The sequence below is a fragment of the Agromyces bracchium genome (assembly GCF_009709675.1).
Classification (GTDB): domain Bacteria; phylum Actinomycetota; class Actinomycetes; order Actinomycetales; family Microbacteriaceae; genus Agromyces; species Agromyces bracchium.
Genome location: NZ_WMLB01000010.1, coordinates 44,404 through 64,295, shown reverse-complemented (window position 1 = coordinate 64,295; position 19,892 = coordinate 44,404). Strand labels below are relative to the sequence as shown.

General features: G+C 72.6%; 18 protein-coding genes and 1 pseudogene. 12 read left to right on the top strand and 7 right to left on the bottom strand.

The window, feature by feature from the left end:
- Nucleotides 1–85: 85 nt before the first annotated feature.
- Nucleotides 86–2,101, bottom strand: coding sequence for an acyl-CoA dehydrogenase family protein (locus tag GJ743_RS03400; RefSeq protein WP_328288738.1), 2,016 nt, complete (start codon nt 2,099–2,101; stop codon nt 86–88).
- A gap of 162 nt (nt 2,102–2,263) precedes the next feature.
- On the opposite strand from GJ743_RS03400, the gene GJ743_RS03395 reads away from it, so the two are divergent.
- On the top strand, nt 2,264–2,854 hold the full coding sequence (locus tag GJ743_RS03395) for a carboxymuconolactone decarboxylase family protein (RefSeq protein WP_155050534.1): 591 nt from the start codon (nt 2,264–2,266) through the stop codon (nt 2,852–2,854).
- A gap of 10 nt (nt 2,855–2,864) precedes the next feature.
- A complete protein-coding gene (locus tag GJ743_RS03390; RefSeq protein WP_155050533.1) occupies nt 2,865–3,776 on the top strand; it encodes an RNA polymerase sigma-70 factor in 912 nt (303 codons plus the stop codon).
- A 25-nt stretch (nt 3,777–3,801) separates the two neighbouring features.
- Here the strand turns inward: GJ743_RS03390 and GJ743_RS03385 are convergent, their stop codons facing one another.
- On the bottom strand, nt 3,802–4,506 hold the full coding sequence (locus GJ743_RS03385) for a TetR/AcrR family transcriptional regulator (RefSeq protein WP_155050532.1): 705 nt from the start codon (nt 4,504–4,506) through the stop codon (nt 3,802–3,804).
- Nucleotides 4,507–4,607: 101 nt separating this feature from the next.
- On the opposite strand from GJ743_RS03385, the gene GJ743_RS03380 reads away from it, so the two are divergent.
- Nucleotides 4,608–5,624 carry an NAD(P)-dependent alcohol dehydrogenase gene (locus tag GJ743_RS03380; RefSeq protein WP_230386421.1) on the top strand — a complete coding sequence of 339 codons (1,017 nt, stop codon included), beginning with the start codon at nt 4,608–4,610 and terminating at the stop codon, nt 5,622–5,624.
- A 57-nt stretch (nt 5,625–5,681) separates the two neighbouring features.
- Here GJ743_RS03380 and GJ743_RS03375 read toward each other — a convergent pair whose 3' ends face one another.
- The gene (locus GJ743_RS03375) at nt 5,682–7,274 is read right to left on the bottom strand and encodes a PucR family transcriptional regulator (protein WP_155050531.1); all 1,593 of its coding nucleotides are present in this window, start codon (nt 7,272–7,274) and stop codon (nt 5,682–5,684) included.
- A 95-nt stretch (nt 7,275–7,369) separates the two neighbouring features.
- On the opposite strand from GJ743_RS03375, the gene lysA reads away from it, so the two are divergent.
- From lysA to GJ743_RS03355, 4 genes and pseudogenes are all read left to right on the top strand, one after another.
- The gene (lysA, locus tag GJ743_RS03370) at nt 7,370–8,680 is read left to right on the top strand and encodes a diaminopimelate decarboxylase (protein ID WP_155050530.1); all 1,311 of its coding nucleotides are present in this window, start codon (nt 7,370–7,372) and stop codon (nt 8,678–8,680) included.
- 116 nt (nt 8,681–8,796) lie between these two features.
- Complete coding sequence (locus GJ743_RS03365; protein WP_155050529.1) at nt 8,797–9,747, top strand: transporter substrate-binding domain-containing protein; 951 nt, start codon at nt 8,797–8,799, stop codon at nt 9,745–9,747.
- A gap of 74 nt (nt 9,748–9,821) precedes the next feature.
- Entirely contained in the window at nt 9,822–10,742 is a 921-nt protein-coding gene (locus GJ743_RS03360; RefSeq protein WP_376861939.1) for an amino acid ABC transporter permease, read from the top strand.
- Nucleotides 10,739–11,541, top strand: a pseudogene (locus GJ743_RS03355) (amino acid ABC transporter ATP-binding protein). The gene GJ743_RS03360 and the pseudogene GJ743_RS03355 overlap by 4 nt, the downstream one beginning before the upstream one ends.
- A gap of 66 nt (nt 11,542–11,607) precedes the next feature.
- Here the strand turns inward: GJ743_RS03355 and GJ743_RS03350 are convergent.
- Complete coding sequence (locus tag GJ743_RS03350; protein ID WP_155050528.1) at nt 11,608–12,060, bottom strand: Lrp/AsnC family transcriptional regulator; 453 nt, start codon at nt 12,058–12,060, stop codon at nt 11,608–11,610.
- Nucleotides 12,061–12,141: 81 nt separating this feature from the next.
- Between GJ743_RS03350 and GJ743_RS03345 the strand changes: the two genes are divergently transcribed.
- Nucleotides 12,142–12,858: a LysE family translocator gene (locus tag GJ743_RS03345; protein WP_155050527.1), complete on the top strand. Its 717-nt coding sequence runs from the start codon at nt 12,142–12,144 to the stop codon at nt 12,856–12,858.
- 47 nt (nt 12,859–12,905) lie between these two features.
- Here GJ743_RS03345 and GJ743_RS03340 read toward each other — a convergent pair whose 3' ends face one another.
- Nucleotides 12,906–13,784: an SDR family oxidoreductase gene (locus tag GJ743_RS03340; protein WP_155050526.1), complete on the bottom strand. Its 879-nt coding sequence runs from the start codon at nt 13,782–13,784 to the stop codon at nt 12,906–12,908.
- 166 nt (nt 13,785–13,950) lie between these two features.
- On the opposite strand from GJ743_RS03340, the gene GJ743_RS03335 reads away from it, so the two are divergent.
- Both GJ743_RS03335 and GJ743_RS03330 read left to right on the top strand, forming a co-directional pair.
- The gene (locus tag GJ743_RS03335; RefSeq protein ID WP_328288736.1) at nt 13,951–14,373 is read left to right on the top strand and encodes a hypothetical protein; all 423 of its coding nucleotides are present in this window, start codon (nt 13,951–13,953) and stop codon (nt 14,371–14,373) included.
- 45 nt (nt 14,374–14,418) lie between these two features.
- Nucleotides 14,419–15,060: a GyrI-like domain-containing protein gene (locus GJ743_RS03330; protein WP_155050524.1), complete on the top strand. Its 642-nt coding sequence runs from the start codon at nt 14,419–14,421 to the stop codon at nt 15,058–15,060.
- A 66-nt stretch (nt 15,061–15,126) separates the two neighbouring features.
- On the opposite strand, the gene GJ743_RS03325 is transcribed toward GJ743_RS03330, so the two are convergent.
- The gene (locus GJ743_RS03325) at nt 15,127–16,155 is read right to left on the bottom strand and encodes an NADPH:quinone reductase (RefSeq protein WP_155050523.1); all 1,029 of its coding nucleotides are present in this window, start codon (nt 16,153–16,155) and stop codon (nt 15,127–15,129) included.
- A 133-nt stretch (nt 16,156–16,288) separates the two neighbouring features.
- Between GJ743_RS03325 and GJ743_RS03320 the strand changes: the two genes are divergently transcribed.
- Complete coding sequence (locus tag GJ743_RS03320; protein ID WP_196216901.1) at nt 16,289–17,968, top strand: HNH endonuclease signature motif containing protein; 1,680 nt, start codon at nt 16,289–16,291, stop codon at nt 17,966–17,968.
- A gap of 123 nt (nt 17,969–18,091) precedes the next feature.
- Here the strand turns inward: GJ743_RS03320 and GJ743_RS03315 are convergent, their stop codons facing one another.
- Nucleotides 18,092–19,048, bottom strand: a complete 957-nt coding sequence (locus GJ743_RS03315; RefSeq protein WP_155050521.1) for a LysR family transcriptional regulator — start codon at nt 19,046–19,048, stop codon at nt 18,092–18,094.
- 122 nt (nt 19,049–19,170) lie between these two features.
- On the opposite strand from GJ743_RS03315, the gene GJ743_RS03310 reads away from it, so the two are divergent.
- Nucleotides 19,171–19,881, top strand: a complete 711-nt coding sequence (locus GJ743_RS03310; protein ID WP_155050520.1) for an SDR family NAD(P)-dependent oxidoreductase — start codon at nt 19,171–19,173, stop codon at nt 19,879–19,881.
- The last annotated feature ends 11 nt before the right edge of the window (nt 19,882–19,892 follow it).

Sequence of the window (19,892 nt, the reverse complement as noted above, 5' to 3'; positions counted from 1 at the left end):
AGAAGGTTCCCATGAGCGTCCCCGCCTCGCCTCGGTTGCCTTGAGTCGAAGGTAGACCCCGCCGAGCCGCTACGGCGTCGGAGATTCAGTCCCGGTCGGCCCCCAATTCGGGGGAGACCGAGCCGATCACCCGCCGGTGCACGTCCGCCATGGCGTCCGCCGGGATCGCCTCGGTGATCCACGGGCCGGTGCCCTCGCTCGGGTCGAGGATCCCCTCCTCGAGCCACGCGTAGTCGCCGTCGAGCACGCGCGAGGCGAGGCGCTCGTCGGTGGCATCCGTGTTGTCCCAGAGTTCGGCGAGCAGCCGGTCGGTGCGCTGCCGCGACTGCTCGGCGAACGCGTGGGCGAGCTGGGTCGCCGACCTCCGGTGCTCGGGGGAGTCGGCCGCGATCATCGCCGCCCGCACGCACGACGCCGAGACCGCGAAGAGCTCGGCGCCGACGTCGACCACGCGCCCGAGGAAGCCCTGCCTGCGCTCGAGGGCGCCCTGCCAGCGGGCCATGCCGTAGAACGTGGCGCGCGCGAGCTTGCGGCTCGTGCGCTCGACGTAGCGCAGGTGCGGCGCGAGCGCGCCGAACTCGTCGTAGGCGGTGGGCAGGTCGCCCCGGCCGGCGACGAGCTTCGGCAGCCAGCGCGCGTAGAACCCGCTGGCGGATGCCGCGGCCCTGAGCTTGTCGGCGATCTCGAGCTTCGGGTCGATGAGGTCGCCCGCCGCGGTGAGGTGCGCGTCGACGGCCTCGCGCGCGATGAGCAGGCGCATGATCTCGGTCGAGCCCTCGAAGATGCGGTTGATGCGCAGGTCGCGGAGCAGCTGCTCGGCGCCGACCGCGCGCTCGCCGCGGGCCTGCAGCGACGCGGCCGTCTCGAAGCCGCGGCCGCCGCGGATCTGGACGAGCTCGTCGGCGATGCGCCATCCCATCTCGGACGCCCAGAGCTTGGCGAGCGCGGCCTCGATGCGGATGTCCTTCCGGTCCTCGTCGGCGAGCATGCCGGAGAGGTCGACGACGGCCTCGAGTGCGAACGTCGTCGCGGCGATGAAGGCGATCTTGTGCGCGACCGCCGCGTGCTCGCCGACCGGGCGACCCCACTGCACGCGCGCCGTCGACCACTCGCGCGCGATCTTCAGGCTCCACTTGCCGGCACCCGCGCAGATCGCCGGGATGGCGAGTCGGCCGGCGTTCAGCGTGGTGAGCGCGATCTTCAGCCCCTGCCCCTCCTGGCCGACAAGGTTCGCGGCCGGCACCCTGACGCCCTTCAGCGAGGTGAGCCCGTTCTCGAGGCCGCGGAGGCCCATGAACGCGTTCCGTCGGTGCACGGTGATGCCCGGGGCATCCGCCTCGACGATGAAGGCCGTGATGCCGCCGCGGTGCCCGTCCGACTTCGGCACTCGGGCCATCACGACGAGCAGCTCGGCGACGACGCCGTTCGTGGTCCAGAGCTTCGTGCCGTCGAGCACGTACTCCGAGCCGTCCTCGCTCGGGATCGCCGTCGCCTGCAACCGTGCCGGGTCGGAGCCGACCTCGGGTTCGGTGAGCAGGAACGCGCTGACCGCGCCCGCCGCGCAGCGCGGCAGCCAGCGCCGCTTCTGCTCCTCGGTGCCGGCGAGCATGAGCGGCTCGGGCACGCCGACCGACTGGTGAGCGGACAGCAGCGCGCCGATACTCGCATTCACCGAGCCGATCATCACGAGCGCACGGTTGTAGAAGAACTGCCCGAGCCCGCGCCCGCCGTACTCGACCGGGATCTTCATCCCGAACGCGCCGAGTTCGGCGAGCCCCTGGAACACGTCGTCGGGGATCGTCGCCTCGCGCTCGATCCGGGCGACGTCGACCGTGCGGAGGAACGTCTCGAGGTCGGCGAGGAACGCCTCGCCGCGTTCGACGCGTTCGGCGGTGGGCCGTGGGTGCGGGCTGATGAGCGACAGGTCGAACTGCCCCAAGTACAGGCCCTTGGCGAAGCTCGGCTTCCGCCACTCCTGTTCGCGGGCGGCTTCGGCGACCGCGCGGGACTCCTGCTCGCCGACGGCGGCGGGCTGCGGCGCGGATGCCGCGGCATCCGCTCGGGAAACGGGGGTGACGGCGGACTCTCGGGTGGCGCTCACGCGAACCTCCTCGTTCTGCCACCAACGTACGCCCGGGGTTCGGGGTCGGCCAGCCCTTGCATCGCGTGTGCGGATGTCGCAGTCGCGAGCGGATGTCACAGGCGCGCCGCCGCCGGTGTCTCCATGTCGAACGCATCCGAACCCCGGACATCGGAGGAGACCATGAGCAACACCGCACGCATCCCGGCGGCCGACGTCGACGGCATCATGGGCGCCGTCGTGAAGGCCGCCAGCCGCAGGATGACCGGGCAGGTTCCCGACTCGCTGGGCGTCCTGTGGCACAACCGCCGCGTGATGATGGACCTGATGGGCGTCGGCCGCAAGTCGGAGAAGTGGGACGCCCTCGACCCGCAGCTCAGCACCTTCGCGCGCATGGCGACGGCGGCGTACGTCGGCTGCAGCTTCTGCCTCGACCTGCACTACTTCATGGCGCACACGCACGGCCTCGATGAGGCGAAGGCGCGCGAGGTGCCGCGCTGGCGACAGTCGTCCGTGTTCTCGCCGCTCGAGCGTCGGGTCATGGAATACGCCGAGGCGGTCTGCCAGGACCCGCCTACCGTCACCGATGAGCTCTCGGACGCACTGCTCGCGGAACTCGGACCGGCCGCCCTGCTCGAGCTCGCAGCGAAGGTCGCACTGATGGACGCGACCGCACGGATGAACCTCGCACTCGGCATCCGTTCGGCGGAGTTCGCGGATGCCTGCGGCCTCCCGCCGTTCGCGACCCCCTCGGCCGTCGCCGGGGCGGCGTAGGGTGGCGCGCATGAGCCCGCACCCCGGAGCCGGCACCGACGCCCGCGCCGACATGGACCCGTTCGTCGAGCACCGCAACCTGCTCTTCACGGTGGCCTACGAGCTGCTCGGCTCGGCGGCCGACGCGGAGGACGTGCTGCAGGAGTCGTGGCTCAGGTGGTCCGACGTCGACCGGGCCGAGGTGCGCGACCCGCGCGCCTACCTCGTGCGCATCGTGACCCGGCAGTCGCTCAACCACCTCCGCACGCTGTCGCGGCGGCGCGAGGACTACGTGGGGGAGTGGCTGCCCGAGCCGCTGCTCACGAGCCGGGATGTCGCGGAGGACGTCGAACTCGCCGAGTCGCTCTCGATCGCGACGCTCACGGTGCTCGAGACGCTCGGCCCAGCGGAGCGCGCGGTGTTCGTGCTGCGCGAGGTGTTCGACCTCGGCTACGACGAGATCGCCGAGGCCGTGGGCAAGACGCCGGCCGCGGTGCGGCAGATCGCGCACCGGGCGAAGGAGCACGTCGCGGCGAGGCGCCCGCGCATGCAGGTCGAGCCGACCGAACAGGAGCGGGTCGTCGAGCGGCTCATGGTCGCCTTCAACACCGGTGACGTGCAGGGGCTCATGGATGTCCTGGCGCCCGACGTCGTCTCGATCGGCGACGGCGGCGGCAAGGTCAAGGGTGCTGCCCGTCACCCGATCCGCGGTGCGCGCAAGCTCGTGTCGTACCTCATGGGTGCGACCGCGAAGTGGGGGTTCCACCCGGTCGCCTCGGTGATCTGGATCAACGGTGCCCCCGCGCTGCGGGTCGAGGTCGACGGCGAGCTGGCCGGCGTGATCAGCGTGACCATCGACGACGGCCTCGTGACGCACCTCTACTCGGTCGCGAACCCCGACAAGCTCGCGCGGCTCGATGCGGAGGCGCGGCTGGCTCGGTGAGCACCGCCTACGCGGCGAGCACCGCCTACGCGGCGGCCTCGGTGACCCGCCGCCGCTCGATCCCCTCGAGCAGCAGGTCGAGCCCGAATTCGAACTCGACCTGGTCGTCGCACCAGCCGAGCGTCGACTCGGGGTCGACGTGCGCAACCTCGGCGAGCATCGCGGCGAGGTTCGGCGCGAATGACTGCATCTGCTCCAGCTGCCCGGGCGGCGGCGCCTGCCCGTCGTCGGAGAGCTCCTGCACGTACCCGTAGATCCGGTTGCCGATGGCGTGCAGCGAGTGGTGGATGAGGTCGTGCGACATGCCGGCCTCGCGCATGATGCCCACGATGCCGTCGACGTGCCGCACCATGGCGGGTGAGAACGACTTGCGCTGGTCGATGACGACGGGGGCCCACGGATGCCGCAGCAGCACGCGGCGCGCCCCGAGGATGCGTTCCCGCACGGCGGCGGCCCAGCCCGCGGCATCCGCCGGCGACCCGCCAGCGCCCTGGCCCTGCGCCTCGGTCGCGACCTCGGCGAACGTGAGTTCGACGACACCGTCGAGGATCGCGTCCTTGTTGGGCAGGTGGTAGTAGATCGACATCGCTTCGACGCCGAGCGAGTCGGCGAGGGCGCGCATGGTGAGGGCCTCGAGGCCGTCGCGGTCGGCGAGATCGGAGGCGGCCTGCAGCACGCGCTCGCGGGTGAGCGGCGTGCGCGTGCGCGTTTCGGCGGCCCTGGGTCCCATTCGTTCACCTTACAACGTGAGGCTTCTTCCTCGGAGGTATGGACACGGCGAGGCCGCGGGCGTATCTTACCACGTAAGACTTACACGGTAAGGGAGCGATCATGACCACCACCGAGACCCTCACGATGCGCGCCGCGGTCATCGACCGGTTCGGCGGCCCCGACGTCGTCGCCGTGGTCGACCGCCCGCGCCCCGAGCCCGCCGACGGGGAACTGCTCGTGCGCGTGCACGCCTCGACGGTGAGCATCGCCGACCATCGCCTGCGCACGCGCGAGGTCCCGCGCGGGCTCGGCCTGGTCGTCGGACCCGCGATCGGGTTCCGCCGCCCGAAGCACGCGGTGCTCGGCATGGAGGCCGCGGGCGTCGTGGAGGCCGTCGGCTCCGCGGTCACGCGCTTCGCGCCGGGCGACGAGGTGATCCTGATGCGCGGCGCGCGTTTCGGCGGCCACGCCGAGTTCGTCACGGTGCCCGAAGACGGCGAGGTCGCGCGCAAGCCCGCGAACCTCTCGTTCGAGGAGGCCGCCGCCATCGTCTTCGGCGGCCACACCGCGCTGCGCTACCTCGACCTCGTCGAGGTCGGGCCGGGCACCGAGGTGCTCGTGAACGGCGCCTCGGGCGCGGTCGGCACGGCCGTCGTGCAGCTCGCCGCGCGCCGCGGCGCGCGAGTGACCGCCGTGACGAGCGGTCGCAACGCCGAGCTGGTCCGCTCGCTCGGCGCCGCGCACGTCATCGACTACACCCGCGAGGACTTCGCCGCGGCCGCGCCGGACTCGTCGGGTGCCGAGCCCCGCTACGACGTGATCGTGGAGTGCGTCGGCAACGCGCCCTTCGGCCGGGTCGCGCACCTGATCCGCCCGGGCGGCGCGCTGCTACTCGTGATCGCCGACCTGCCCGGCATGATCGGTGCCGCGCTGCGGCCGCGTCGTCGCGGCATCCTCGTGAACCAGGCCGGCGGCCGCATGGGCGCCGAGGGGATGGAGCGGCTCACCGCGCTCGCCGAGGCCGGCGACCTCCGCCCCGTCATCGACTGCACGTATGACCTCGACGACATCGTCGAGGCGCACCGCTACGTCGACACGGGCCGGAAGCGGGGGAGCGTGGTGCTGCGGATCGCGTGACCTGCTTGGCCCGCCGGCTCGCCGGCCCGCCTGGCCCCGGCCGACCCGCGTGGCCCGTCAGCGCACCCGCAGCTGCACCCACGCGGCGAGCCGCTGGTCGGCTCGCTCGAGGCGGATGCCGTGCTCCTCGCTCGCGCGGCGGAGCCGGTGCCGCACGGTGTTCTGGTGCACGCCGAGACGGTCGGCGGTCTGCGCGACGTTGCCGAACGACTCCAGCCACACGAGCAGGGTCTCGGCGATGGGACGGGTCGCCTCGCGCTCGAACAGCGCATCGATCGCCGGGTCGCGCAGTTCGTCGTTGCCGGCGAGGAGTTCGGCGACGCGCGTGACGACGAGGCGCGGCCGGACGGAGTCGACCGTCACGATCCGCGGGGCGCGCGTCGCGTCGTCGGCCGCGGCGACCTCGAGCAGGCGGTCGGCGAGGTCGCGGGCCCCGGCGACGTCGCCCGAGCGGTGCGCGGGGCCGACGACCGCGATCCGCACGCCGTCGCCGACGAGGCGATCGACGAGGGGGAGCATCGGCTCCGCGATCGTGACCGCCTCGTCCACGCTGCCGGCGGCGAACAGTGCATAGACGCGCCCGCGGTGGGCGACCGCGACGGTGTCGGGTCGGTGCAGGACGAGGTGGCGGATGACGGTCGAGCGGAGCTGGGCCACCGCGGTGGGCCCGGCGGCGGGCACGTCGAATCCGAGGAGCGCGGCGCCGCGCTCCTCCGGGATGCCGAGCTCGGCGAACTCGGTGCCCGTGAGGTCGATGCCGGTGAGCAGCGTGCGCAGGCGATCCTCGCGCGGGCGCTGGTTCGTCGCGTGGGTGCGCAGGTCGTCGAGCAGGTGGGCCCCGGCGAGGGCGCTCGCGCGACGCATCCGCTCCTCCTGCTCATCGGTGATCGGCCCGTCACCGGATGCATCGATCGCCCAGATCGTGCCGAGCGGCAGCGCGCCCGCGCGGATCGCGAACGCCACCCGCGGCTCCTCGTCGCCGAGCCGCGGGTACTTGATCGGCCGGTCGGCGCGCAGCACCGTGCGGTACTGGTCGTCGTTGTACGGCGAGGCGGGAACCTGCCGCGCCAGGATGCCGTGCGTGCGCAACTCGTCGATGAGCTGCCCCGGCACCGACGAGTAGGCGAGGATGTTACGGCTCAGGTCCTCCACCGCGACCGAGCCGCCGAAGTGCTCGGCGAGCTCGTTGGCGATCGCGAAGAGCGGTTCGGCGCCGCGGTCCTGCGGCCCGGCGAAGCCGGCGTCGGCCTCGCCGAGCAGGTGCGTGAGCTGCGCGTCGAGCAGGCGCCAGCTGATCCGCTCGGCGACGCGGAGGACCGCGAGCCCGCTCGACTCGGCGATCGCGGCGAGCGCCGGCACACGGTCGGCGCTGCACTTCACCACGAGGCCGACGGCGCCGCGATCGGCCGCGGACGACGCGAGCGCGGCGATGCGGGCCGTGCTGAGCGAGGCCGTCGACGGGGCGAGCAGCAGTGTGCCCGCGGCATCCGTCACCTCGTCGGCGATGTCGAGGAACTCGGTGCCCGTCACCGCCTCGTGCCCGGGGATCGGGCCGAGCGCGGTCATCGTCGCCGGGCCGAGCTGGTCGACGAGCTCCGCGACGGTCACGCGCGGGAGCACGGATGGGGATGGAGGGATCGCTGCATCCATAGGGCAAAGCTATACGGAATCTCCAACCACAGGCCGCATCGATCTTCCTAGGCTGGCCCCGCGACGGCGCACCAGGGCCTCGCGAAGGAGGAACGATGATCGCGAACCGGCCGGCCCCCGCGGGCACCCGCCTCGGCGAACTCTGGCGCATCCTGCCGGAGGAGGCGACCGCGACCGACGACGGCGTGCTCGAGATCGGCGGCGTCGCCGTCACCGAGCTGGCCGAGCGCTTCGGCACCCCGCTCCACGTCTACGACGAGGTGGGACTGCGCCGCCAGATCCGCCGCTTCGTCGACGGGTTGCACGCCCGATGGGCGGACTCCGACGTGCTCTTCGCCTCGAAGTCGCTGCCCGCCGTCGGCATGTACCGGATCGCGCAGGAGGAGGGCCTGTCGGTGGACGTCGCGGGCGGTGGCGAGTTGCGACTCGCGCTCGCCGCGGGCGTCGACCCCGCGCGCATCCACATGCACGGCAACGCCAAGACCGACGCCGAACTGCGGATGGCGCTCGAGGCCGGCATCGACACGATCATCGTCGACAACGAGGACGAGCTCGACCGCCTCGAGCGGCTGCTCGATCGTCCGCAGAAGCTGCTGCTCCGGGTCATCCCCGGCGTCGAGGCGAAGACGCACGCGTCGCAGGCGACGGGTGGCGCGAGCTCGAAGTTCGGCCTCCCGCTCGACCAGGCCGAGCGCGCGATCGCCCGCATGCAGGCGCACCGGTTCATGCGCTTCGAGGGCGTGCACCTGCACATCGGGTCGCAGATCCTCGACACCGCCCAGTTCGCCGAGGCCGTCGCGAAGATCTCGTCGGTCGGCTCGTTCGGCACCTACGACGTCGGCGGCGGGCTCGGCATCGCCTACACCTACGACGAGCAGGCGCCGGCCGTCGAGGACTACCTCGACGCCGTCGTCGCCGCTGCGCGGGCGAACCTCCCCGCCGACGCGCGACTGCTCATCGAGCCCGGGCGCTCGATCGTCGGCCGGGCGGGGGTCACGCTCTACCGCACGACGACCGTCAAGCGCACCGGCCGCACGTTCGTCGCGGTCGACGGCGGCCTCGCCGACCAGATGGACATCGCGCTCACGCAGCAGCGCTACGAGGCGATCCTCGCCGACCGACTGCTCGAGCCGTGGACCGAGACCGCGCAGGTCGTGGGTCGCCAGTGCGAGTCGGGCGACCTGCTCGTCGACGGCGCTGCGATGCCGCCCGCCAGGGTGGGCGACCTCGTCGTCATGCCCGCGACCGGCGCCTACGCGTACACGATGTCGAACAACTACAACGGGGCGCTGAAGCCGGCGATCGTCTTCGTGGCGGATGGCGCAGCGCGCCTCGTCGCGAGACGCGAGACCTACGACGACCTGCTCGCGACGCATGCGCCGGCGATGGCGCCCGCGTTCGCCTGAGCACGGAGCCATCGGCCCACCCCGTCGCCCAGCCCGGCGGCCCTGCCCGCTCCGCGAACCACCCCACCCCGAACCACCCCACCCCGAACGCCACACCCTCCAACGAAGGAGCCACCATGGCACTGCGCACCACCCTCACCACCACGGGCCTGCTCGGCGCGACCGCGGTCCTCGCCTCGCTCGCCCTCACCGGATGCTCAGGCTTCGGCACGGCCGCGGCGGGCGCCGCCGACGCCGGCGGGCCGGATGTGCCGATCGGCGATGAGGTCTCGACGACCGCCGACCCCGAGATCGCGGCGCTGCTGCCCGCGGCGATCGTCGAGAAGGGGCACCTCGACATCGCCGTCGACATCCCCTTCCCCCCGATGGCGATGTACGACGACACGAACCGCGAGGTCGGCTTCGACCCCGAGCTCGCGCGACTGCTCGGCCAGAAGCTCGACATCGACGTCTCGATCAACAAGCAGGCGTTCGACTCGGTCATCCCATCGCTGCAGGCGGGCAAGAACGACCTGATCCTGAGCGGGATGAACGACACCCCCGAGCGCCAGGAGACGCTGAACTTCGTCGACTACACGCACGGCGGGTTCGCGATCGTGGTCGAGGCGGGCAACGCCGCCGGCATCACGACGCAGTCCGACCTCTGCGGCCGGACGGTCGCCGTGCAGAAGGCGACCGTCCAGGGCGAGCTGCTCCGGGCGATGGAGTGCGGCTCCTCGCCCGTCGTCGTGACCGAACTCCCGTCCGACCTCGACGCGCAGACCGCGCTCCGCGCGGGCAAGGCCGACGCCTACGTCTCCGACGCGGTCGTCGCCGAGTACGCCGCGGCGACGACGTCCGACGGCGAGGCCTTCGACGTGGTCCGCGATCCCGAGAACCCGGCCGGCTTCGCGCCCGTCTACAGCGGCATCGGCATCCTGAAGGACGACGCCGAGCTCACCGAGGCGATCCGGCAGGCGTTCCAGGCGCTCATCGACGAGGGCGCGTACCAGCAGGTGCTCGACCGCAACAACATCGGCGCCTACGCGGTCGAGTCGGCCGAAGTGAACCGGGGGGCGGGATCGTGACGGCCGTCCGACCGGCGCCGACCGCGTCCGGGAAGGGCGGCCCAGCGGGGGCGACCGACGCGACCGACGACGACATCGTTGCCATCCCGCTCCGCCGCCCGTGGCGGTGGGTCGGTGCGGCAGCGGTCCTGCTGTTCGTCGCGGCGTTCGCGGCATCCGTCGCCACCAACCCGAACCTGGACTTCGACGCGATCGCGACGTTCCTCGTCGACCCGCGGATCCTCCAGGGCGTCGGCCTCACGCTCCTCATCACGCTCATCGCGATGGTCGTCTCCACGTTCCTGTCGATCGTGATCGCGGCCATGCGGCTCTCGTCGAACCCGGTGCTCTCCTCGGTCGCGTGGTGCTACGTCTGGGCGTTCCGCGGCACGCCGCTCCTCGTGCAGATCGTGCTGTGGGGCTACCTCGGGTTGCTCTACGAGCAGATCGCCATCGGGATCCCGTTCACCGACGTCGTGTTCTGGTCCGTCGACACCAACCTCCTGATCAGCGCGTTCACCGCCGGCCTCCTCGCCCTGACGCTCAACCAGGCCGCGTACTCCTCCGAGATCGTCCGGGCCGGCATGGTGTCGGTCGACGAGGGCCAGCGCGAGGCCGCGTACTCGCTCGGGATGTCGCCGCTGTACACGTTCCGGCGCGTGCTGCTGCCGCAGGCGATGCGCGTGATCATCCCGCCGATGGGCAACGAGACGATCTCGATGCTGAAGAACACGTCGCTGCTCTCGGTCATCGCGGTCCTCGAGCTCTACACGCAGGCGAGCGTCATCTCGTCGCAGAACCTCAAGCAGGTCGAGCTCCTCATCGTCGCGAGCCTCTGGTACCTGCTCATGACGAGCGTGCTCTCGATCCCGCAGTACTACCTCGAGCGACGGTACGGCCGCGGTGCGAGCCGCACGCTGCCGCCGACGCCGTTCCAGCGCCTGCGCCGCGTCATCGCGTCGCGCCGGCCCGCGCCGGACCCGGCGCCCGTGACCAAGGAGGTCGGAGTCGTATGACCATCACCGCTCCTGCGGCTGCCGCCGCCCGAACCGAGGCCCGTCCGCTCGTCGAGATCCGCCGGGTGCGCAAGAGCTTCGGCGCTCACCAGGTGCTCCGCGACATCTCGGTCGAGGTGCCGGAGGGCACCGTGACCGTGCTCCTCGGCCCGTCGGGCTCGGGCAAGTCGACGCTGCTGCGCTGCATCAACCACCTCGAGACCATCGACGGCGGACGCATCATCGTCGACGGCGAGCTCATCGGGTACCGCCAGTCGGGGCATGCGACGCACAGATGACCCCCCGGCAGATCGCGCGCCAGCGGCGCGGGATCGGCATGGTGTTCCAGCGCTTCAACCTGTTCCCGCACATGACGGCGCTCGAGAACATCACGGAGGCCCCGACGGGCGTCGCGGGCGTTCCGTCGGCGGCCGCGAAGGCGCGGGCGCTCGAGCTGCTCGACCGGGTCGGCCTCGCCGACTTCGCCCGGCACTACCCGGCGCAGCTCTCGGGCGGGCAGCAGCAGCGCGTCGCGATCGCGCGAGCGCTCGCAATGAGCCCGAAGCTCATGCTGTTCGACGAGCCGACGTCGGCGCTCGATCCCGAGCTCGTCGGCGACGTGCTCGACGTCATGCGCGAGCTCGCGCGCGAGGGCATGACGATGATCGTCGTGACGCACGAGATCGGGTTCGCCCGCGGCGTCGCGGACCAGGTCGTGTTCATGGACGGCGGCGTCGTCGTCGAGTCCGGCACCGCCGCGGCCGTCATCGATGCGCCGCAGCGGCAGCGGACGCGGAACTTCCTCGAGAGCGTGCGGTAGGGGTCGCTCGAGGTCGAGGGGGCGATCGGATGCCGCGGGGTGGGGGACCCCGCGGCATCCGCGTGTTCAGAGCGGCAGCGGCCGGTCGTCGACGATCGTCTTCATGACGAGCGTCGAGGCGACCCGGCGGGTGCCCGGCAGTGCCGAGAGCTTCTCGTCCCACAGGCGCTGGTAGGCGGGCAGGTCGCGCACCGCGACCCGCAGCAGGTAGTCGGGGTCGCCGAAGAGGCGCAGCGCCTGGATCACCTCCGGGATCTCGGCGACGGCCGCGTCGAATGCGGGCACGGTCGAGCGGTCGGTCTGCTCCATCGTCACGAACACGAGCGCGGTGAACCCGAGGCCGACGGCGTCGGGATCGATGACCGCGCGGTAGCCGGTGATCGCGCCGGACTCCTCGAGCGCGCGCAGCCGGCGGTGCGTCGGCGACATGCTGAGCTGCACGCGCTCGGCGAGCTCGGTGAGGCTCAGGCGGCCGTCGCGCTGCAGTTCGGCAAGAATTCTCCGATCGATGGCGTCCATGGGGTGAATTCTTCCACGGAAGCGGCGCGCAGAGGAGGAATCGGGCAGCGGCTTCCACGCGATCCTGCCTACGTTCGTTCCATGGACGTGCAACTGCTCATCGCGTGCTCGGTGATGATGACCCTGATGGTGATCCTGCCCGGACCCGACTGGGCGTACCTCATCGCCGCCGGCACGCGCGAGCGCACGATCCTGCCCTCGCTCGCCGGCATCCTCGTCGGCTACCTGGCGGTCGTCGCCGCGGTCGCGGTCGGCGTCGGCGCCGTGGTCGCGGCGGTGCCGTGGTTCATCGTGGCGCTGACCCTGTCTGCGGCGGCGTACCTGACCTTCCTCGGCGTCCGCGTGCTGCGCGAGCCGCCGGTCGTGGCCGGGGTCGCGTCGGTCGCGGTCGCGGTCGCGGTCGCGGCGAACGGCGCCCCGACCGGAGCACCCGCCACCGTCGGCACGACCTCCGCCGGCGGCGCGCCGGCCGCGGCATCCGCTCGCCCCTGGCTTCGCCTGCTGCAGGGCGCCGGGGTCTCGGGGCTCAACCCGAAGGGCCTGTTGGTGCTCGTCGTGCTGCTGCCCCAGTTCACGGATGCCGCCGGCAGCTGGCCGATCCCGGTGCAGCTCGCGGTGCTCGGCCTCATCTTCGTCGCGGCGTGCGCGGCCGTGTACACGGCCGTCGGCTACGGAGCGCGGACGGTGCTGCGGCTCCGCCCGTCGGCGATGCGGATCGTGTCGCGCGTGTCGGGCGCGGCGATGATCGTGCTCGCAGCGGTGCTCGTCGGGGAGCAGGTCGTGCACCTGGTCGGGTAGCGCGATCGGGTGGCGCGCGGGCAGGCGAGCTGCCCGCGCGACCCGCCTCACCCCAGGCTGAACCCGCCGTCGCTCGTGAGCACCTGGCCGGTCACCCACGCGGCTGCGGGCGTGACGAGCCATCCGATGAGGTTCGCGACGTCCTCGGGTCGGCCGACCCGGCCGAACGGCGTCGTCGCGAGGTACGCCTCGAGCTCGTCGAGCGGCCGGTCGGCGGTCTCGGCGTCGAGGTAGCCGGTGTTCACCGGCCCGGGGTCGACGGTGTTGAGAAGGATCCCGAGCTCGAGCAGCTCGGCGGCGACCGTCGCGGTGACGCCCGCGAGCGCCGCCTTGCTCGTCGCATAGGCGACCTCGCCGCGCATGGGGCCGTGCACCTGGCCGGAGGTCATCCAGACCACGCGCCCCCGAGGCTCGGCGAACGGCGCGTCGCGGCGCAGCCGTTCGCCGGGGCGGAGCGGGGCGGCATCCGCCTCGGCCTTCGGTCGCCTCGAGCGCGCGAACGCGGCGGTCAGCAGCAGCGTCGAGCGCGCGTTCACGTCCCAGAACGCGTCGAGCCGCTCGGGCGTCATGTCGAGGATGCCGCCGTCGTCGCCGCTCTTCGCGTGGTTGCAGACGAGGAGGTCGAGCTCGCCCGTGAGGCCGCGTGCGGCGTCGATCAGCGGCTCGACCTGCGCGGGGTCGGCGAGGTCGGCGCCGAGGTCGCGCATCTCCGCGCCCGGCGTCAGGGCCGAGCGGATGCCGCGGCGCACCGCGTCGAGGTCGTCGCCGCCCCAGGGCTGGTCGAGGTCGTGCGGGCGATGGTGGTGGATGACGAGGTTCGCTCCGAGCTCGGCGAGCTTCGTCGCGACGGCGAAGCCGATCCCGCGCCGGCGGGAGACGCCGGTGACGAGGGCGGTTCGACCGGCGAGGGGGAGTGATGCGTGCATGGGTGAGCCTTTCGACGGCGCGCTCGGCGCGCGCTGGCGCGCGGCGCGCAGGAATCAGGGAGGAGCGGAGGCGGCTCACCGGCATTGCATTGCGTCACCGTAGCGCATGCGTCCGATGCGGCGCGACGGGGATGGCGAGCCCGCGCGCGGCCCGTACCCTGTCCGGGTGGATGCCTGCGCCGCCCTCGCCGAGTCGATCGACCGGCTCGCCGAGCGCGGCTACGCGAACCGGCGGTTCCTGAGGGAGCTCGGACGCGCGGCCGGGGTGCGTCGCGGCCTGTTCTGGGCGCTCGATGCGGCATCCGGTGGTCGTAATCGCCTGCGCGGGCGGGGGTTCCGGCGCCACGTCGACGATCGGACCGACGGGCAGGCGCGGCACTTCGCCGGCACGGTCGCGGTGGCGGCGCGGCTCGGCGGCCCGCTCACGCGGTGGCTCACGACCGTCGTGCTGCGCGACCCGCCGACGACGCCCGACGGCAGGCTGAGCGACGAGGCGATCGAGTTCGCCCGGCTGATCGGGACCGGCGAGCTCTCGCAGGCGGATGCCGCGGGGTGGGTGCGCGACCGGCTGTGCCGCGCTGCGGGGTGAGATCCGCGGGAACGCAGCGTCCGCGGTCGGGCGTAGCCTGCACGCATGGCACCGGATGGCACTGCGCCTGAGAAGTACGACGTCAAGCGCGCGCACCGCGAGCTCTACGCGCCGTCGTCGAAGGACTTCGTGCTCGTCGAGGTTCCGCCGATGCAGTACCTCGCGGTCGACGGGCACGGCGACCCGAACACGACGCCGGCCTACGCCGAGGCGGTCGAGGCGCTGTTCGGCGTCGCGTACGCGGTGAAGTTCGCGAGCAAGAAGGGGCTCGGGCGCGACTTCACGGTCGCGCCGCTCGAGGGGCTGTGGTGGGCGGACGATCCGAGCGCGTTCGCGGCGAACGACCGGGCCGCCTGGAACTGGACGATGCTCATCGCCCAGCCCGACTGGATCGACGAGGCCGCTGTCGCGGCGGGCGTCGAGGCGACCCGCGCGAAGGGGCGCGGTTCGCCGTCGCTCGACGCGCTGCGGCTCATGCGTCTCACCGAGGGCATGTCGGCGCAGATCCTGCACCTCGGCCCGTTCGCCGACGAGGCGCCGACGCTCGCGCGGCTGCACCACGAGTGGATGCCGAAGCACGGGCTCACCTTCAACGGCCCGCACCACGAGGTCTACCTCAGCGACCCGCGGCGCACCGCGCCGGAGAAGCTGCGGACCGTGCTGCGGCAGCCGGTTCGGGAGGCGTGACGGGCGGTCGCCGACCGCTCGGCCGGTCAGGTCGGCGTCATGGGCGGCCGCCGACCGATCGGCCGCTCAGGCCTCCGTCACGTCGATCAGCACCTTCCCGACCGTCCCCGCCTCGACCGCGTCGTGCGCCTCGGCCGCCCGCTCGAGCGGGAACCGGGTGAGCGGCAGGCCGGCCGCCTCGCCGACGGGGAGCGCCCCGTCTTCGAGCGCCCGCGTGATGTCCTCCGCGGCGGCCGCGAGGGCGGCGTCGCCGACGGTGTAGAGCAGGAGGAACTGGTAGCGCGCGTTGAGCGAGAAGTGGTGGCGCACGTCGAGGGTCATCTCGGTTCCGCCGTCCGTCGCGTAGACCGAGATCGAGCCGTGGTTCGCGATGACCTTCGCGTTCAGGGCGGCGTTGCGCGCGGGGGAGACCTCGACGACCTGGTCGACGCCGTCGGGCGCGATGGCACGGATGGCGCGAGCCGCGTCATCCGCCCGGTAGTCCACGACGTGGTGCGCGCCCGCCGCGGTCGCGAGCGCGGCCTTCTCGGGTGAGCTGATCGTCGTGATGACGCGGGCGCCCGCCCACCGGGCGAGCTGGATCGCGGCGTGCCCGACCGCGCCGGCGCCGCCGGCGACGAGCAGGGTACGGCCGTCGAGCGCGCCCGGGCTGAGGCGGGTCGGACCGCCCTCGTGGACCGTGAGCGCGCGGTGGGCCGTCATGGCGGGAACACCGAGCGACGCGCCGAGGTCGAAGCCCGCGGCATCCGGAAGGTGCACGAGCCGGCTCGCGGGCAGCACCGCGAACTCCTGCGCCGTGCCGGTCGGGCGCTGGTGCGCGGCGAGGAACACCCAGACCCGGTCGCCGACCGCGAACCCGGTCACGCCGTCGCCGACCGCGTCGACGACGCCGGCGCCGTCCTGGTTCGGCACGACCTCGGGGAACGGCGCAGCGCGGCCCGGTGCGGCGCCGGCGCGCGCCTTCCAGTCGGTCGGGTTCACGCCCGACACGACGACGCGCACGCGCACCTCGCCGGGACCCGGCTGCGGGATGTCGCGCTCCACGAGCTGCAGGACGTTCGACGGGCCGGTCTCGGAGTACGCGATCGCTCTCATGCACGGGACAACGCGGCGGGGGCGGCGGTTCTTCCGGGTCGAGTCGTCGGGGCGGAATGCGGGCGCGAAAACCGGCGCTCATCTGGGAATCGCGGCGCGAGTCGATGTCGGTGGGTGCTGCTTGACTGGACGCATGAACCCGACCGGCGCTCCCACCCTCGAGTGGCTTCCGAGCGCGGTCGAGGGTGCGATCGGAACCTCGTCCTCCAGGTCCGACGTGCTGCAGGCCGACGTCCGTTCGCCCGACCCGCACGGTGCCGAGGTGCACGATCCCGAGGTGCGCCATGCCGACCTGCGCGGTGCCGACCCGCACGGCGCCGAGATCCGCGGTGCCGCCCCGACCGGCCGTGAAATCGACGCGCTGATCGACGAGTGCTTCCTCGACGTGCGGCGCGAGCCCGCGGCATCCGTCCACCTGTCGCCCGAGGCCGCGGACCTTCGCGCGCTCGCCGACGACCTCGGGCTGCTGGTCTCCCTCGAGCAGACGATCCGGTGGGCGCAGGCCGAGCAGTTCCGGCTCGTCGAGTCGGCGCGGGCACGACACGCGCGTGTCGAGGGCGTGACCGACGACAGCGGTCGGGCCGCGCGCGACGGGGCGACGCGGTCGTTCGTGGCCGAGCTCGCGACCACCCTCGTCGTGCCCGAGCCGGTCGCCGGGGGCCTGGTGGCGGATGACTCGCGGTTGACCGGTCCGCGAGCGGCGACGCTCGACGCGCTCGAGGCGGGCGAGATCGCGATCGGGCACGTCCGAGCGATGCTCGAGCTCACGCGGGTGCTGCCTTCGGAGACGGCGGATGAGGTCGAACGCAGCGCGCTCGCCGATGCGGCGACGCGGACGACGACCGGCTTCCGCCGCCGGCTGCGCCGACTGTGCGAACGGCTTCACCCGGAGCCGCTCGAGGCGCGCCGCACACGCGCTGCCGAGGAGCGTCGCGTGGTGCTCGAACCCGCGCCCGACGGCATGGCCTGGCTGAGCCTGTTCGTCGAGGCCGAGCGTGCGGTCGCCATCGTGGCACGGCTCGACGCGCTCGCCGCCTGGGGCGATCCCGAGCGCCGCGACGAGCGCACGAGGGCGCAGCGGCGGGCGGATGTCGCGGGCGACCTGCTCCTCGCCGGCACCCTCGACGCGAGCGATCGCCACCTGGCCGCCGCGACCGGTCGTGTCGCAGCGCACGTCACCGTCACGGTGCCGGTGCTCTCCCTGCTCGGGCTCGACGACGAGCCCGCCGACCTCGACGGCTACGGTCCGATCGACGCCGAGACCGCCCGCATCCTCGCGGCGCACGCTCCATCGCTCCGTCGCCTTCTCGTCCACCCCGAGACCGGCGCCGCGCTCTCGTACGGTCGAGCGACCTATCGCGTGCCTGCCGACCTCGCGGGCTACGTCCGGGTCCGTGACGGCACATGCCGGTTCCCGGGCTGCAACCGTCGCGCCCAGGTCGCCGACCTCGACCACAGCGAGGCCTGGGAGCACGGCGGTGAGACCTCCGCCGACAACCTCGCCGCGCTCTGCCCGCCCCACCACTGGCTCAAGCATCAGACCGGCTGGCGCCTCATCCACGAGGCCGACGGCGCGATCCGGTGGACCTCCCCGGCCGGGCATGTCCTCCGGACCCTGCCGGAGCGGCCGTTCATCCCGGTGGCGCCGTCGACCGTCGGGGCGCGGCCTCCGAGACGGTCGGGCGACGCGGGGAGCGCGCCGCCGTCCGACGGCTCGCCACCGGGTCGGCCCGAACCCCGCCGTGACGCGTCGGGGCCCGGTCGCAGCGGCTCGATACTGCCCGACGAACCGCCGTGGTGGCACGGCGGGTGAGCGCCCGCGAGCCGGACGCCCGTGTTCACGCTTCTCCCGCGTAAGCCCGGGTGCGCCGCCGTGAGTGCGCCCGCGAGCGAGTTGCTGTGCGCGAGCAGTGCGCCGGCAAGTCTCCATCACCCCTCACACCTCGACAGCGTGCGCTCCACCGCCATCCGCCGCATCCCCATCCGCCGCGATCCGCCTGAGCACCCGATGCGCGAGCCGCATGAACGCCCCCGTTGCGGGTGAGATCGCCCCGCCGCGGCGGGTGATGAACGCGTAGTGCTCCCGGATGGGCGGATCGAGCGGCGCCCACGTCAGCCCGCGTTCCGCCATGAGTCTCCGCCCCACGTGGTACGACACGAGCGAGTCGCCGACGCCCTCCGCGGCCAGCTCGAGCGCGTGCGTCTGGAACTCGACCTCGATGATCGGCTGGAGCGCGATGCCCTCGCGCTGCGCGCGCTCGAGGAGCGAGACGCGCAGCGGGTCGTCGTGCGACCAGCGCGCCTCCGAGAGGATGAGCGGCCGCGCCGCGAGGGTCCGGATGTCGACCGGTGAACTGGTGTGCTCGGGGTTCCTCGAGACGTACACCGCCTGGTCGGTGAAGACGGATGGCGTGAGCTCGAGTTCGCGGTCGTCGATCGGTAGCTGCACGAGTCCGGCTTCCAGCCGACCCTCGCGGACGCCGTCGGCGACCTCGGCCGAGTTGAGCCCCGACACCTGGATCCGCACGTTGGGATGCAGCGCGTGGAAATCCCTGATCAGATCGGTCAACAGGTACAGGTGCGCGCTGTTGAACGTGCCGAACGAGACCGTGCCCTCCTCGAGGGAGCGCATGCGCCGGCTCCACTCGGAGAACTCGCGCATATCGGTCACGGTCTGCTCGGCGAGCGGCAGCAGTTGCTTGCCGGCATCCGTCAGCAGCAGGCGACGTGAGGTGCGCGTGAACAGCGGCACCTCGAGCGATCGCTCGAGCACGTTGATCTGCTCCGACAGGCTCGGCTGGGCGATGCGGTGTTCGGCGGCGGCCGCCGCGAACGTGCCGAGATGCGCTGCCGAGATGAAGTACTCGAGCTGACGGATCGTGGGGAGCACCATGGTCGCTGGACCACCTTCCTCAAGGTTCTACCTATGCCTAGCATCGCCGATCAAGCATTGCCCTGTGAAGAGTCGACTGGTGCACTGGGTTCTCACCACCACCAACCCGAAGGACGCACCACATGCAGACCACGACAGGCACCGCGATCGTCACCGGCGCGGCATCCGGCATGGGCCTCTCGACCACCGAGGCGTTCCTCCGCCAGGGCTGGACCGTCGTCGGTCTCGATGTCGTCGAAGCAGCCCCCGAGGCGAGCACGGGCACGTTCCTCCCCGTGGTCGCCGACGTGCGCGACCGGGCCGCCGTCGCTGCGGCCATCGATGCAGTGCTCCCGGCGGATGCCTCGATCGAGGCGGTCGCGAACATCGCCGGCGTCTACCCGCCCACGACGCTCGACACCTACGACGACGCGACCTTCCGCCGCATCTTCGACATCAACGTGCTCGGCGTGCTCAACGTCACCGCCGCAGCCCGCCCGCGCATGGGCGCCGGCGCCGCCGTCGTCAACTTCGCCTCGGTCGACGCCTTCACCGTGAGCCCGGGCCAATTGCTCTACGGCGCATCGAAGGCCGCGGTCGTCATGCTCACCAAGACCCTCGCGCTCGAACTCGCACCGGCCGGCATCCGTGTGAACGGCATCGCCCCCGGCTGGGTCGCGACGCCGGGCAACGCGGCGACGGGCCGAATGGATGCCGCGGCCGCCTCGATCCCGCTCGGTCGCGTCGCGCAGCCGACCGAGATCGCCGACTGGGTCGTACTGCTCACGGGCGACCGCGTCGCGTTCATGACCGGCGAGACCATCGTGCTCTCCGGCGGGGACGTGATGCGCTGATGCCGCCGACC

What these genes read in the sequence shown, in the direction of transcription:
- GJ743_RS03315 (WP_155050521.1), bottom strand. Translation starts at nt 19,048, where the DNA reads ATGGTGCTCCCCACGATCCGTCAGCTCGAGTACTTCATCTCGGCAGCG.
- GJ743_RS03345 (WP_155050527.1), top strand. Translation starts at nt 12,142, where the DNA reads ATGGACGTGCAACTGCTCATCGCGTGCTCGGTGATGATGACCCTGATG.
- GJ743_RS03375 (WP_155050531.1), bottom strand. Translation starts at nt 7,274, where the DNA reads ATGGATGCAGCGATCCCTCCATCCCCATCCGTGCTCCCGCGCGTGACC.
- GJ743_RS03340 (WP_155050526.1), bottom strand. Translation starts at nt 13,784, where the DNA reads ATGCACGCATCACTCCCCCTCGCCGGTCGAACCGCCCTCGTCACCGGC.
- GJ743_RS03350 (WP_155050528.1), bottom strand. Translation starts at nt 12,060, where the DNA reads ATGGACGCCATCGATCGGAGAATTCTTGCCGAACTGCAGCGCGACGGC.
- GJ743_RS03385 (WP_155050532.1), bottom strand. Translation starts at nt 4,506, where the DNA reads ATGGGACCCAGGGCCGCCGAAACGCGCACGCGCACGCCGCTCACCCGC.
- GJ743_RS03380 (WP_230386421.1), top strand. Translation starts at nt 4,608, where the DNA reads ATGACCACCACCGAGACCCTCACGATGCGCGCCGCGGTCATCGACCGG.
- GJ743_RS03320 (WP_196216901.1), top strand. Translation starts at nt 16,289, where the DNA reads ATGAACCCGACCGGCGCTCCCACCCTCGAGTGGCTTCCGAGCGCGGTC.
- GJ743_RS03310 (WP_155050520.1), top strand. Translation starts at nt 19,171, where the DNA reads ATGCAGACCACGACAGGCACCGCGATCGTCACCGGCGCGGCATCCGGC.
- GJ743_RS03395 (WP_155050534.1), top strand. Translation starts at nt 2,264, where the DNA reads ATGAGCAACACCGCACGCATCCCGGCGGCCGACGTCGACGGCATCATG.
- GJ743_RS03390 (WP_155050533.1), top strand. Translation starts at nt 2,865, where the DNA reads ATGAGCCCGCACCCCGGAGCCGGCACCGACGCCCGCGCCGACATGGAC.
- GJ743_RS03365 (WP_155050529.1), top strand. Translation starts at nt 8,797, where the DNA reads ATGGCACTGCGCACCACCCTCACCACCACGGGCCTGCTCGGCGCGACC.
- lysA (WP_155050530.1), top strand. Translation starts at nt 7,370, where the DNA reads ATGATCGCGAACCGGCCGGCCCCCGCGGGCACCCGCCTCGGCGAACTC.
- GJ743_RS03330 (WP_155050524.1), top strand. Translation starts at nt 14,419, where the DNA reads ATGGCACCGGATGGCACTGCGCCTGAGAAGTACGACGTCAAGCGCGCG.
- GJ743_RS03325 (WP_155050523.1), bottom strand. Translation starts at nt 16,155, where the DNA reads ATGAGAGCGATCGCGTACTCCGAGACCGGCCCGTCGAACGTCCTGCAG.